The 11,903-nt window shown below is 65.3% G+C and carries 13 protein-coding genes, 1 rRNA gene and 1 pseudogene; 5 read left to right on the forward strand and 10 right to left on the reverse strand.

The window, feature by feature from the left end:
• Positions 1 to 4 precede the first annotated feature (4 nt).
• Complete coding sequence (locus tag NQ034_RS03840; protein WP_257047113.1) at positions 5 to 862, reverse strand: SDR family NAD(P)-dependent oxidoreductase; 858 nt, start codon at positions 860 to 862, stop codon at positions 5 to 7.
• 101 nt (positions 863 to 963) lie between these two features.
• Between NQ034_RS03840 and NQ034_RS16365 the strand changes: the two genes are divergently transcribed.
• Positions 964 to 1,359: a TetR/AcrR family transcriptional regulator gene (locus tag NQ034_RS16365; RefSeq protein WP_373456817.1), complete on the forward strand. Its 396-nt coding sequence runs from the start codon at positions 964 to 966 to the stop codon at positions 1,357 to 1,359.
• Positions 1,313 to 1,657 carry a TetR-like C-terminal domain-containing protein gene (locus NQ034_RS16370; protein WP_373456818.1) on the forward strand — a complete coding sequence of 115 codons (345 nt, stop codon included), beginning with the start codon at positions 1,313 to 1,315 and terminating at the stop codon, positions 1,655 to 1,657. Before NQ034_RS16365 ends, NQ034_RS16370 begins: the two co-directional genes overlap by 47 nt.
• Here NQ034_RS16370 and NQ034_RS03845 read toward each other — a convergent pair.
• From NQ034_RS03845 to NQ034_RS03850, 3 genes and pseudogenes are all read right to left on the reverse strand, one after another.
• Positions 1,637 to 2,035 (reverse strand): GNAT family N-acetyltransferase, encoded by a 399-nt coding sequence (locus tag NQ034_RS03845; protein WP_257047114.1) that lies wholly within the window; start codon positions 2,033 to 2,035, stop codon positions 1,637 to 1,639. The genes NQ034_RS16370 and NQ034_RS03845 overlap by 21 nt on opposite strands.
• A pseudogene (locus tag NQ034_RS16375) lies at positions 1,947 to 2,246 on the reverse strand (GNAT family N-acetyltransferase); the annotation flags it as partial. The gene NQ034_RS03845 and the pseudogene NQ034_RS16375, both read right to left, overlap by 89 nt.
• A complete protein-coding gene (locus tag NQ034_RS03850) occupies positions 2,243 to 3,598 on the reverse strand; it encodes an MFS transporter (RefSeq protein WP_257047115.1) in 1,356 nt (451 codons plus the stop codon). The pseudogene NQ034_RS16375 and the gene NQ034_RS03850, both read right to left, overlap by 4 nt.
• Positions 3,599 to 3,723: 125 nt before the next feature.
• Here NQ034_RS03850 and NQ034_RS03855 point away from each other — a divergent pair, with 125 nt between their 5' ends.
• The gene (locus NQ034_RS03855) at positions 3,724 to 4,617 is read left to right on the forward strand and encodes a serine hydrolase (protein WP_257047116.1); all 894 of its coding nucleotides are present in this window, start codon (positions 3,724 to 3,726) and stop codon (positions 4,615 to 4,617) included.
• A 37-nt stretch (positions 4,618 to 4,654) separates the two neighbouring features.
• Here the strand turns inward: NQ034_RS03855 and NQ034_RS03860 are convergent, their stop codons facing one another.
• From NQ034_RS03860 to NQ034_RS03880, 5 genes are all read right to left on the reverse strand, one after another.
• The gene (locus NQ034_RS03860) at positions 4,655 to 5,638 is read right to left on the reverse strand and encodes an NAD(P)H-dependent flavin oxidoreductase (RefSeq protein ID WP_257047117.1); all 984 of its coding nucleotides are present in this window, start codon (positions 5,636 to 5,638) and stop codon (positions 4,655 to 4,657) included.
• A gap of 156 nt (positions 5,639 to 5,794) precedes the next feature.
• Positions 5,795 to 6,571 carry an enoyl-CoA hydratase gene (locus NQ034_RS03865; protein WP_257047118.1) on the reverse strand — a complete coding sequence of 259 codons (777 nt, stop codon included), beginning with the start codon at positions 6,569 to 6,571 and terminating at the stop codon, positions 5,795 to 5,797.
• Positions 6,568 to 7,620 (reverse strand): enoyl-CoA hydratase/isomerase family protein, encoded by a 1,053-nt coding sequence (locus tag NQ034_RS03870; RefSeq protein WP_257047119.1) that lies wholly within the window; start codon positions 7,618 to 7,620, stop codon positions 6,568 to 6,570. The genes NQ034_RS03865 and NQ034_RS03870 overlap by 4 nt, the downstream gene beginning before the upstream one ends.
• The gene (locus tag NQ034_RS03875; protein WP_257047120.1) at positions 7,620 to 8,786 is read right to left on the reverse strand and encodes an acyl-CoA dehydrogenase family protein; all 1,167 of its coding nucleotides are present in this window, start codon (positions 8,784 to 8,786) and stop codon (positions 7,620 to 7,622) included. The genes NQ034_RS03870 and NQ034_RS03875 overlap by 1 nt, the downstream gene beginning before the upstream one ends.
• Positions 8,787 to 8,938: 152 nt before the next feature.
• Positions 8,939 to 9,439, reverse strand: a complete 501-nt coding sequence (locus NQ034_RS03880; protein WP_257047121.1) for a MarR family winged helix-turn-helix transcriptional regulator — start codon at positions 9,437 to 9,439, stop codon at positions 8,939 to 8,941.
• Positions 9,440 to 9,572: 133 nt separating this feature from the next.
• Between NQ034_RS03880 and NQ034_RS03885 the strand changes: the two genes are divergently transcribed.
• Positions 9,573 to 10,349: an SOS response-associated peptidase gene (locus NQ034_RS03885; protein ID WP_257047122.1), complete on the forward strand. Its 777-nt coding sequence runs from the start codon at positions 9,573 to 9,575 to the stop codon at positions 10,347 to 10,349.
• On the opposite strand, the gene mmuM is transcribed toward NQ034_RS03885, so the two are convergent.
• Positions 10,310 to 11,290, reverse strand: coding sequence for a homocysteine S-methyltransferase (gene mmuM / locus NQ034_RS03890; RefSeq protein ID WP_257047123.1), 981 nt, complete (start codon positions 11,288 to 11,290; stop codon positions 10,310 to 10,312). The genes NQ034_RS03885 and mmuM overlap by 40 nt on opposite strands.
• Positions 11,291 to 11,682: 392 nt before the next feature.
• Here mmuM and NQ034_RS03895 point away from each other — a divergent pair.
• A 16S ribosomal RNA gene (locus tag NQ034_RS03895) occupies positions 11,683 to 11,903 on the forward strand; the annotation flags it as partial.

Below are 11,903 nucleotides of genomic sequence, written 5' to 3' on the forward strand. Positions count from 1 at the left end.
GCGATTAGGACGGCCACTCGAACCCTCTGTTTGTTCCATAGGAATCACGCCGAGCTGCGTAGGCCATGGTGGCCAGCTCGGATGCGTCGTTGCCGATGAGGACACGCATCGGTCGCTCTGGGCGACGGAGGTGTTCGGTGAGTGCCCTGGCCGCAATGCGGGGGTCCGCATCCTGGGCGGACGCGGCGGCATCGTTATGGGGCCAGGGGATTTCGGAAGTTCCGAATGCGGCGGTGCGCTGGCTATCGTACTGATCCAGGGGATGGGCAAAGGGCATGCTTGAACCCGCCCAGTCTGTAGCGAATCCGCCCAACTGTGCGATCGTGACGTAGATGCCGAATGGTGCCACCTCGGCGGCAAGGGCCTCGCTGAAACCCTCTAAGCCCCATTTGCCGGCGTTGTAAAGGCCGAACATGGGCATGGAACCGATGGCGCCGACTGTCGAAATTTGCACGAGATCCCCACCTCCGGAGGCGCGGAGGTGGGGTATCGCGGCACGGGAGACCCACATAGCGCCGAACAGATTTAGGTCGAGGTGGTCCCGAGCCTCGGACTCGGTGACTTCCTCGAGGGCGCCCACGAACCCAGTGCCGGCGTTGTTGACGACAATATTGAGCCCGCCGAAGATCTTGGCAGCACAGTTGATGGCATTTTGCACGTCGGTCGCATCTCGGACGTCGAGTACGACCTCTGCCGCGGTATCCGGATGATCCCTGACGAGGTCGTCTAGAGCTCCTCGCGCACGGACCGTTCCGACGACGTTATCGCCATTGGCTGCGGCAGCCTCGGCGAATGCGCGTCCCAGCCCGCGTCCGGCACCGGTAATCAACCATGTGCGTGGAGTGGAAAGTGACATGGTCATAACAGACTCCCTAAGCGAGACGATACGTCTCGTCATTGTTACTCACACGGTCCGAACGAGTCAAGACGGACCGTCTCGTTGACTCAGTTAGGATGTTTTTCATGTCGGCCTCACCTCAGAACGCGTCAAATGAAGATGCATCCGTCGCAGCATCCACACATAACCGAGGAAAGGCGAGTGTGAACTCCAGTGACAAGCGTGCCTTTGCCCCGGGGCCCAATGTTGCTCGTCGCAGTGAACGAGCGCGCACGGCAATCCTGACGTCGGCACTTCAACTGGCCCGAGATGTCGGCTATTCTCGGATGAGCATCGAGGGAATCGCTGCGGACGCCGGTGTGGGGAAGCAGACCATTTATCGGTGGTGGCCGTCCAAGGCTGCGGTAGTGTTCGATGCCATCCTGGAGCAGAACAGTCAGGACGGCGGCGAGGTCGTCATCCCAGACACTGGGGATGTGGGGGGCGGATCTGCGGACCCTCATCCGTGCCACGGTTACTGAGCTGAGAGACGCTTCGACGGATCGATTGCAGCGTGCGCTGGTGGCAGAGGTCCAAGCCGATCTGGATGTATCCCGGGATCTTGTTGAACGACTCCTCCGACCTCAAATGGAGGCCACTGCGCTGCGAGTCGAGGCAGCTGTCGTGGTGGGGCAGGCTTCTGAATCGGTGGATTCGGAGTTGGTGGTCGAGTTGATCTTCGGCCCGATCTTTCACCGGTGGTTGTTGAGGACAGGGGAGCTGAACGACGCCTATGCCGATCGACTGACGGCGGCTGTATTACGTACGATCCGGCCTTAGCATCGCGCGCCGCTCCCACTCCTCCCCGGTGATCTCATACACGACCTCGCCCAGTTCCGCCCCTGGTAGCGGATCGTCCCAGTGCCGGACCTCGGTCCTGATGTGGCGCATCCCGATCTTCTCCATGACCCGCCGGGAGGGGGTATTGACCGCCATCGTCTCCGCCCACGCGCGCTGCAGCCCGACTGTTCCGAAGGCGTACTGCAGGAGCGCTCTGGCCCCCTCCGGCGCATACCCCTGGCCCCCATTGCGAGCGCAGCACCCGCCAGCCGATCTCAGCCTCGTCGGGTTGCAACGCTGCCTCGGGTTCCAACGTCGCGCCGGGTTCGGAGTCGCCGCGGCCCAAGTCCCACCAGCCGACGAACCGGTCGCCTGCATACCCGACCCACCAGCCGAGGCCTACGGCATCCGCGCTGGTGTCGGCGCACCTCGGCGTCCAGAACTCGTCGGTCTCCGCAAGGCTCCGCGCACGGCCCAGCAGAAACCGCATCACTTGGGGATCCGTGTCCAGCTGCCGGTGCAAGGGCAGGTGTGCCGGCGTCATCGGCCGCAGTTCGAGCCTTTGCGTGGTGATGACCGGACGTGTCATGTGGGCGTCCCTGTCTGCGCGTAGCGGCGTGAGAGCAATCGGTACTGTGGCGTGAGGGCGGCGATCCCCGCCAGGATGATGCACCCGATCCCGGTGGCCAACAGGATCAGGGCGATGCCGCGATTGTGCCCGCTGCCCAGCACCGGCGCCCAGAGGGCGGCCCCCGCCTCGGTGCGCAGGGCGGGGATGATCCAGAGTTCGGCCAGGGGAGCGACCAGCAGCGCGGTGATCGGTGCCGCTGCGGCTTCGAACGTATTGGCGAAGCCGAACACCCGCCCCTGCTTCTCATAGGGCACGACGCGCTGGATGACCGTCTGTTCGGCGGCCTCGATCGCGGGAATCAGGGCCATGAACACCCAGATCCCGAGGATGAAGACCCATCCCTGTTCGCGGATCGTGCTGAGCGCTCCGATCAGGCCGATCGCCGCGGCCAGCAGCAGCATCGTGCGAATCGGATTGCGGCCCAGCCCCTTGAGTGCGACGACCGAGCCGCCGACGATGAACCCGGTCGACATGACGGCGAACCAGATGCCCCACCCCTGCACGCCGAACATCTCGATGCCGTAGGGGTCCATCACGGCCATGGCTGCGCCGCTGAATAGGTTGTTCACGGTTGTGAACAGGACCAGGGCCACCAGCCCGGGGACGGCCACCACGGCCAGCCAGCCGCCGCGCAGGTCGACCCAGCCGGTTACCTCGCCCGCGGTCGCGATCCGGCGTTCCGGGATGCGCAGTGACAGCAGGTGGAGGAGGGTCAGTGTCAGCGCTCCGACCCCGATGAGCAGGGTCGGTCCCATGCCGAGGAATCCGACGGAGAGTCCGCTGAAGACGCTGGTGACGATCATCCCCACGCCCTGGACGGTGCCCACCAGGCCGTTGGCGTTGGGGCGGCGCTCGGCCGGGACCAGCAGGGTCACCGTCGTCGACAGCGCGATGGAGCGCAGTTGTTCGACCACAGCGCCGGCCAAGAGGACGATGGCGAACAGCCAGAACCACGGCAGGCCGAGGTCGATGATCCGTTGCTCGCCAATTGCGAAGAAGGCGGCGGAGTCGAGGGCGAATACGATGAGGGCGGCGAGCGTGGCCCAGGTCATGACCGCCTTCTTGCGGAACCGGTCGACGAGGGTGCCGAAGAACATGCTGAAAACGGAGACGAAGAGCATATAGGCCGCGGCGATGACGCCGGCGACGATCACATTGCGCGTCTGCGCATAGGCCCAGAAGGTCAGGGCGAACCAGACGAAGCTGGTCGTCACATTCGCGGCGGCTGTGTTGACCAGCACGTGCAGAAAGGTCCGGTAGCCCTGTGGCGCCGTCACTTCGTCCGCATCTGCGCTCCCGGCTGATTCCATAGGGGCCACCTCCAAGGGGCGGGCGGTAGTGAGGTCAATAAACCACAGTCGGCCGGCGGGGTCAAGGGCTGTGTGCGGGCCGGACTCGGCGGGCGCGGGCGAGGCGAACCGAATAGCATGCGGATATGCCCTCGAATCCGACCTTCCCCGTTCCTCCTGACGCTTCGGGTCTGGAGTGGTCCATCAGCATCGACGAAGTCGCCGAGCGGGCCCCTGCCTATCGGACATCACCGGATCGGCCTGCGCCCGACAGGCCTTCACCCGCCCGCCCACAGCCGGACCACAATTTGTTCGCCCACGACCGGGACCGGACACTGCGGACCGCCAGCGTGGGCAAGATCTTCCTGCTCATCGAGGTCTGCACCCGGTTCCACGACGGCCGCCTGGACCCGGCCGACCGGCTCCAGGTGCCCGCCGAACACGAGGTCGCAGATTCCGGCCTGCTCTACCTGTTCCGCGACCGGGCGATCACGCTCGACGACGCCTGCCTGCTGGTGGGCGCGGTGAGTGACAATCTGGCGACCAACGGGCTGCTGGCCCGCTGCGGGCTCGAAGCGGTGCAGGCGGTGGCGCCGGCGCTGGGACTGGAGCAGACCTCGCTGCTGGATTTCATCCGCGACGCCAGGACCCCTGAGCTGCCGTGGACCCCGTCCTATGGCACGGCGGGGGAACTCTCGCGGCTCATGCGGCTGCTGCAGGACGGCGCTGTGGTCTCCCCGGAGGTGTCCGCGCGGGTTTTGCGCTATCTGGCAGCCGATACAGATGTGTCGATGGTGGCAGGGGGATTCCATATCGACCCCTTGGCACATATCGAGGCGGACGGTTCCCTGCTGGTCCGCCACAAGACGGGCAGCGACTCCCAGATCAGGGTCGACGTCGGCCTGGTGGAAGGGCCGGCCCGCACCGTGAGCTATGCGGTGGGGGCGAACTGGCATGCCTCAGCGGTCGATCACCGCGTCGGGGTCGAGGACTATATGCGGTCCCTGGGAGAGGTCATAAGGGCCCTGGTCCTCGGCTGAGGCCAGGGCCCCGGCCCCGTGGAACGAGCTCGGAGCCTCACCAGCGGTTAAGCTTCGTCTCCAGCTCGGCGCGGGCGGCTGCGAACTGGCCGCTCAGTTCGGCTGCCAGTTCGGCCACCGGACGCGATTCGGTAATCGCGCCGATGCCCTGGCCCGAACCCCAGATCTCCTTCCAGGCCTTGGGCGCGGTCTTGCCGTCGGCCCCGGTGGCGAAGGTCATCTGGGTGGGATCGGACTGCGGGAGGTCGTCAGGGTTCAGCCCCGCCTGGCTGATCGAGCCGCGCAGGTAGTTCCCGTGCACCCCGGTGAACAGGTTGGAGTAGACGATGTCCTCGGCGCCGGAGGACACGACCATGTCGCGGTAGCCCTCGACGACGTTCGCCTCGGGGGTGGACAGGAACGCCGAGCCCATATAGGCGGCGTCCGCGCCGGCGGCCAGGGCTGCCAGGATGGAGCGGCCGTGGCCGATCGCGCCGGACAGGGCGATGGTCCCGTCGAACCAGCTGCGGATCTCCTGGAGCAGGGCGAAGGGGGACTGGGCGCCCGCGTGCCCGCCTGCGCCGGCGGCCACGGCGATGAGGCCGTCGGCTCCCTTTTCGACGGCCTTGTGGGCGAAGCGGTTGTTGATGACGTCGTGTAAGACGATGCCGCCATAGGAGTGGACGGCCGCGTTGACGTCTTCCCTGGCGCCCAGGGAGGTGATGACGATCGGCACCTTGTGGTCGACGACGACGCCCAGGTCGTGTTCGAGCCGGTTATTGGTCTTGTGCACGATGAGGTTCGTGGCGAACGGCGCCACGGGTACACCCGGATTGGCCGCGGCATAGGCGGCATTCGACTCCGAGATGTCGTCGAGCCAGTCGGCCAGGGCCTCCTGCGGGCGCGCATTGAGGGTGGGGAAGGAGCCGACGAGTCCGGCCTGGCACTGGGCCTTGACCAGTTCGGGCCCCGATGCGATGAACATGGGGGAGCAGATCACGGGCAGGGAAAGCCTGCCGTCGAGGATTTCGGGTAGGGCCATGAGCGTCTCCTTTGGGCTGCATGATCGTTCGTTCAGTCTTACTGTAGTCCACTTTCAGGGTATACAGTCCAATCTGACTGTTTTTCGTGTGAAGGAAGAGCGGGCCCGGAAGCGCATCCGGACCCGCCCCAGCCGGTCCTCCGAAACGGACCCGTGTCAGTTGTTCGTGAAGTGCGCCTCGCGCTTCTCGACGAACGCTGCCATACCCTCGGTTTGGTCGGCAGTGGCCAGCGAGGAGTGGAACAGTCGGCGCTCATAGTCCAAGCCCACCTGCAGGCTGGTCTCGAAGGCGACGTTGACGGCCTCCTTGACCATCGCCGAGGCTATCTGCGATTTGGCGGCGATCGTCCCGGCGACCTCCCTGGCGGTCGCCAACAGGTCATCGGGCTCGGTCACCCGAGCCGCCAAGCCGGAGCGCTCGGCCTCGGCCGCGTCGATCATCCGCCCGGTCAGGCACAGGTCCATCGCCTTGGCCTTGCCGATCGCGCGGGTCAAGCGCTGGGAGCCTCCCATCCCGGGCAGCACGCCCAGGTTGATCTCCGGCTGGCCGAACTTCGCCTTGGTGCTGGCGATGAGGATGTCGCACATCATCGCCAGCTCGCACCCGCCACCCAGGGCGAATCCGTTGACGGCGGCGATCACGGGTTTGCGTACATCGGTCAAGCGCTGCCAGCCGGCGAACCAGTCGTTGACGAATGCCTTGGAGAAGCCCAGGTCCGCCATTTCCTTGATGTCCGCACCGGCGGCGAAGGCGCGGCCCGCACCGGTGATGATGATCGCCGAGACCTCCGGGTCCGCGTCGAAGGCGGCCGCGGCGGTGGTGACCTCGGCCAGGATCTGATTGTTCAGCGCGTTGAGCGCCTCAGGGCGGTTCAGCGTGATGGTCGCGATGCCCTCGCCCGATTCGGTCAGGATGGTTTCATAGGTGCTCATGCGAAGACCTTCTGTTCGTGTTCGTCGGTCAGGATGGAATCGATCTCGGCGGGATCCACGGCCTCCAGGGTCGCGGGGTTCCAGGAGGGGTTGCGGTCCTTGTCGATGACCTGCGCGCGGATGCCCTCGACCAGATCGGGGTGCTCGCCCAGGTTCAGCGCCACCCGCAGATCGCGTTCCAGTACATCGTGCAGGTCCATGTCAGCTGCACTCCGGATCATCCGCAGGGTCAGTTCGACCGAACGGGGGGACTTGGCGGCGATCGCCGCGGCCGCCTCCTGCGCGCGGGGCTCGGGGCGGGAGCGCAGAGCCGTCACGACCTCGGCGGCGGTATCGTGCGCGAAGGCGGCGTCGATCCACTCGAGGTCGCCTGCCAGGGCAGGGGCGCCCGGTTCCGCGGCGAAGCGGCGCACGGTCGCCTCGGAGGCATCGGCGGCCAGGGCTTCCTGGAGTTCGGCCAGGCGCTCGGCCGGCACATAGTAGTCGGCCAGGCCATAGGCCACAGCGTCGGCTGCACCGATCGACTCGCTCGACAGGCCCATGTAGATGCCGATCCGGTGGGGCATGCGGGCCAGCAGATAGGTCGCGCCCACATCGGGGAACAGTCCGATGCCCGTCTCCGGCATCGCGATCTTCGTCGAATCGCTGACGATGCGCACACTTCCGTGGGCGGAGATTCCCACGCCGCCGCCCATCGTGATGCCATCCATGATTGCGATATAGGGCTTGGGATAGGTCGCGATCAGGTCGTTCATCCGGTACTCCTTGGAGAAGAAGTCCAGCGCGCCTCTGGTGCCCTGCGTGATGGCCGCGTGGACGGCCTTGATGTCGCCACCGGCGCACAGTCCGCGTTCGCCGGCGCCGGTGATCAGTACGGCATCGACTGCGGCATCGGTCGCCCAGGCGCGCAGGGCCTCGTCCACCAGGTGGACCATCTCCTCGTTCAGCGCGTTGATCGCGCGCGGACGATTGAGTTCGATGTGGCCCAGCCGGCCCCGTACCGTTGTGATGACGGTGGGATCGACCGGTGGTGTGGCTTCGTTGCTCATCAACCTACTCCTGTGCTTTTGCGGGAAATGATCACTTTCATGATTTCATTGGTGCCCTCGAGGATCTGGTGCACTCTCAGATCGCGGACGATCTTCTCGATCCCGTACTCCTGGAGGTACCCGTAGCCGCCCAGTAGCTGCAGCGCCCGGTTGGCCACGTCGAAGCCCGTATCCGTCGCCTTGAGCTTGGCCATGGCCGACAGCAGGGAGGTGTCGGGATCGCCTGCGTCATAGGCCCGGGCGGCCCGCCACAGCAGGGACCTTGCGGCCTCGAGGTCTGCCTGCAGCTGGGCGACCTCGAAACGCAGCGCCTGGAACTGTGTCAGGTCCTGGCCGAACGCCTGGCGCTCGCCCAAATATGCCACCGCCTGTTCGAGCGCGGCCTGCGCCCCGCCCAGGGAACAGGCACCGATGTTGAGCCGGCCGCCGTCCAATCCGCTCATCGCGATCTTGAAGCCCTGCCCCTCCTCGCCGAGTCGGTTGGCCACCGGCACGCGCACGTTCTCCAGGTAGACCTGCCGGGTCGGCTGGGCCCGCCAGCCCATCTTCTTCTCATTGGCGCCGAAGGACAGCCCGGGGGTGTCGCGGTCGATGAGGAAGCTGGAGATGCCGCGGGCCCCGGCCTGTCCGGTGCGGGCCATGAGGAGGTAGACATCGGTTTCGCCCGCTCCGGAGATGAACTGCTTGGTGCCGTTGAGCACGTAGTGCTCACCGTCGCGCCGGGCGGTCGAGGCGATCGCGGCGGCATCCGAACCCGCATTCGGCTCGGTCAGGCAGTAGCTGGCCAGGGCTTCGAAGGACGTCAGGCGCGTCAGCCACTTCTCCTTCTGTTCGGGGGAACCGTAGCGGGAGACCATCCACGTAGCCATATTGTGGATGGAGATGTACGAGGCGACCGCCGGGTCCGCGGTCGACAGGGCTTCGAACACGACGACCGCGTCCATCCGTCCCAGGCCCGAGCCGCCGTAATCCTCGTCTGCGTAGATCCCGCCCATGCCCAACTCTGCCGTCGCTTTGATGGCGTCGATGGGGAAGTGGTGTGCGGCGTCCCATTCCAGTGCATGGGGTGCGAGCTGTTCGTCTGCGAATTGGCGGCACATGGCCGCGAGCTCGAGTTGGTCCTCGTCCAACCCGAACGGGCGGGCCGCCGCGCTGCTGTGTGCCATGGAGGTCCTCCGATCATCTGGCCGACCACACCGCTGTGGTCTGGACTACAGACTAACAGAACACTAGGACGTCCAAGTAATAGGCTGGTGTGCCTGGATACGCCCCGGACGGGACGGGCGACGCTGCCACCGGCGGACCGGAGGAGCCGCCTTCAGGCGCGCTCGGCCTCGAGCCCGGAACGCAGGAGTGCCAGCGAATCGAGCAGGGCCGCGACTTCCTCCGGGCCGGCACCAGGGCGCGCGAAGACCTCGGCGTTCAGCGCAGCAGCGGCACGGGCGACCAGTTCGCGCCCGGCCGGGGTGATCTCCACCAAGGTGGTGCGCCCGTCCGTGGGATGCGGCTGCCGGCGGGCCAGGGCGGCGGCCTCCAGCCGGTCCACAGAATTCGTCGTCGAGGTGGCATGGACCTGCAACCTCTGCGTGATCTTGTTCATCGGCAGGCTGCCCCTGCGCGTGAACGACAACAGTGCCAGCACCTCGAACCGGGCGAAGGTCAACTGCAGGGGTTTGAGCACCGCGTCGATGCGGGCCTGGAACAGCTGTTGGGTGCGCATGATGGAGATGACCAGGGTCATTCCATCGGCCGCATCATCCCATCCGTGGGCCAGCCATTGCCTGCGGGACTCCGCGATCGGATCCGTCTCCTCTGCCATGGGCCTCAGTGTATTAAATCCGAGTATTGAATCCGAGGGCGCCGGTCGGTGGGAACCCGAGTGTGGAACGGATATGCGTGTTCTGCGAGGCCGTGGAGTGACGGGCTGCAGTGGGCGTGGCACGATATGAGACATGTGCGGACGTTTGAACATGCAGGCGGACCCGAGGGATCTCGCCGCCGACCTCGGCGCCGTCTACGAGGCCTATGCCGCACGGCCGCGCTACAACGTTCCGCCCGGCGCCGTCCTGCCGATCATCGTCAGCCGACCGAACGAGGACGGGGAACTGTCCACCCAGATCCGCTCGGCCCGTTGGGGTCTGGTGCCCGGCTGGGCCAAGGACGTCAAAATCGGCTTCCGCGCCTTCAATGCCAGGGTGGAGACCGTGGCGAGCAAACCGATGTTCCGCGCGGCCTTCGCCGCCCGGCGCTGTGTGGTCGCCGTCAATGGATACTACGAATGGCAGGCGCTCGCGGAACTGGGGGAAACCGGAACCGCTGCATCGAAGGCCCGGACGTTAAAACAGCCATGGCTGATGCATGCGGCAGACGACGACTGGTTGTTCATGGCGGGGCTCTACGAGTTCAAGCGGCTGTCAGACGGTGAACGCACCGGAGAGGGCGACCCTGCCGTCTACGGTGACTGGCTCGTTTCGACGACCATCATGACGTGCCCCGCCCGCGGTCACCTGGCAGAAGTCCATGACCGGATGCCCATCATGCTGGACCGGGGACAAGTGGACACCTGGATCGAACCCAGCATGGCCGGCGACGCAGCTTCCGCTGCGCTCGCGGGGTTGATCGACGGTTTCGATCCGGAGCGGATCCTGCGGTATCGGGTGGATCCGGCCGTCGGCAATGTTCGCAATGACTACGAGTCGTTGACCGCACCGCTGCCCGAACCGGCCTGAATCGCCGCCGCCAGCGCCCGGATGTCCTCGGGAGTGGTGCGGCAGCAGCCGCCGATGATGCGGGCTCCCGCCGCTGTCCAGGCCCTGGCATGGACGGCCAGATCGACATCATCGGAGCCATCGCCACTCCACGTCTGGGTTGCGGCGGAATAGACATGACCCGAGTTGGGGTAGCAGATGCCGGGCAGCCCCGCGGTGTCAACGGCCAGCAGTGCCGGCTCCACGGAATCGGCACTGCAGCAGTTGACACCCACGGCAATCGGGGGATTGGCGACACGCGCCAGCCGCCGGGTGAGCTCGGTCAAGTCCCCGCCATCTGGCAAAATCGGCCCGCTGCTGCAGCTGAGCCACCACCGCGCTGATGGGTACGCGGACATGACATCGGCGATGAGCAGGGCCTCGTCGACCCGGGGAATGGTCTCCCAGGCGAATAGTCTGCAACCCGCCTCGTACAGGAGGGCTGCGCGATCTCGGTGATAGGAATAGAGCGCGCCGCGCTCAATGGAGTATGCGCCGGAGTACTCGGAGCCGTCGGCCAGGTGGACACCATAGGGGCCCAGCGCGGAGGCGGCCCAGGTCTGGATGCCGGTGCTACGCGTATAGTCCTGGGTCGCGTTCTGCGCTAGATACCAGGAAGAGGCCATGAGCTCTTGGGCGCGCGCAGTGGAATAGCCGGCGCGCACGAATGCCGGAACCGAGGCCTGGTAGGCCAGGGATTCGACGATCCTGGCGCCGGCCTGTAGATAGTCGCGATGCATGGTGGAGACGAGCTCCGGTTCCGTGGCCAGGATGGCGGCCGACCACAGATCACCGGACACATCGACCCCCATGTCCTGCAGGTGGGTCCCCGATGCTCCATCGAGGACCAAGGGAGTAGGGGAGGCGGCGAGGGCCGCCTGCAGCGTGGGCGGGAGGTCGGGGTGGTGGTTCGTCTGTGGCATGCCCACCAGGGTATGTGATCAGGGTCATGCCCGCCCGGTTTGCGGGCCGGTTGCGGGTCGTGTAATGTTTTCTCTTGTCGCCAGGACGGCCCAGCGGTTCGCAGGGAACACGTTCTAGGCGGCGATGAACAAGAAGTTGAGCATCCCTTCACCGGGAATCATGGTGGCCGAGTGTGGTCGTGTGTTTCACGGGTGGGTGTGTGCCTGTTGTTTGAGAACTCAATAGCGTACTTGAATAGTTTTTTTCGTGATGCCAGAACTAAGTAGTACATATTTTCTGGCTGAAAATAATAATGATGGATGATATGAGAGGACGATGCTGGTTTCCGGTGTTGTTCTCTTTCTCGTCAGTCTGTTCTTTTCGGTTGGGATCGCTTGATCACAAGCATTTTTTTGTGGAGAGTTTGATCCTGGCTCAGGACGAACGCTGGCGGCGTGCTTAACACATGCAAGTCGAACGATGAAGTGGCACTTGTGTCATGGATTAGTGGCGAACGGGTGAGTAACACGTGAGTAACCTGCCCCTGACTTCGGGATAAGCCCGGGAAACTGGGTCTAATACCGGATACGACCCCGGTCCGCATGGACTGGGGTGGAAAGTTTTGTCGGTTGG

The organism is Brevibacterium moorei, from assembly GCF_024580735.1.
Taxonomy (GTDB): domain Bacteria; phylum Actinomycetota; class Actinomycetes; order Actinomycetales; family Brevibacteriaceae; genus Brevibacterium; species Brevibacterium moorei.

What these genes read in the sequence shown, in the direction of transcription:
- NQ034_RS03850 (WP_257047115.1), bottom strand. Translation starts at nt 3,598, where the DNA reads ATGGAATCAGCCGGGAGCGCAGATGCGGACGAAGTGACGGCGCCACAG.
- NQ034_RS03875 (WP_257047120.1), bottom strand. Translation starts at nt 8,786, where the DNA reads ATGGCACACAGCAGCGCGGCGGCCCGCCCGTTCGGGTTGGACGAGGAC.
- mmuM (WP_257047123.1), bottom strand. Translation starts at nt 11,290, where the DNA reads ATGCCACAGACGAACCACCACCCCGACCTCCCGCCCACGCTGCAGGCG.
- NQ034_RS03870 (WP_257047119.1), bottom strand. Translation starts at nt 7,620, where the DNA reads ATGAGCAACGAAGCCACACCACCGGTCGATCCCACCGTCATCACAACG.
- NQ034_RS03865 (WP_257047118.1), bottom strand. Translation starts at nt 6,571, where the DNA reads ATGAGCACCTATGAAACCATCCTGACCGAATCGGGCGAGGGCATCGCG.
- NQ034_RS03855 (WP_257047116.1), top strand. Translation starts at nt 3,724, where the DNA reads ATGCCCTCGAATCCGACCTTCCCCGTTCCTCCTGACGCTTCGGGTCTG.
- NQ034_RS16365 (WP_373456817.1), top strand. Translation starts at nt 964, where the DNA reads ATGTCGGCCTCACCTCAGAACGCGTCAAATGAAGATGCATCCGTCGCA.
- NQ034_RS03880 (WP_257047121.1), bottom strand. Translation starts at nt 9,439, where the DNA reads ATGGCAGAGGAGACGGATCCGATCGCGGAGTCCCGCAGGCAATGGCTG.
- NQ034_RS03845 (WP_257047114.1), bottom strand. Translation starts at nt 2,035, where the DNA reads ATGCAGGCGACCGGTTCGTCGGCTGGTGGGACTTGGGCCGCGGCGACT.
- NQ034_RS03860 (WP_257047117.1), bottom strand. Translation starts at nt 5,638, where the DNA reads ATGGCCCTACCCGAAATCCTCGACGGCAGGCTTTCCCTGCCCGTGATC.
- NQ034_RS16370 (WP_373456818.1), top strand. Translation starts at nt 1,313, where the DNA reads ATGTGGGGGGCGGATCTGCGGACCCTCATCCGTGCCACGGTTACTGAG.
- NQ034_RS03885 (WP_257047122.1), top strand. Translation starts at nt 9,573, where the DNA reads ATGTGCGGACGTTTGAACATGCAGGCGGACCCGAGGGATCTCGCCGCC.
- NQ034_RS03840 (WP_257047113.1), bottom strand. Translation starts at nt 862, where the DNA reads ATGACCATGTCACTTTCCACTCCACGCACATGGTTGATTACCGGTGCC.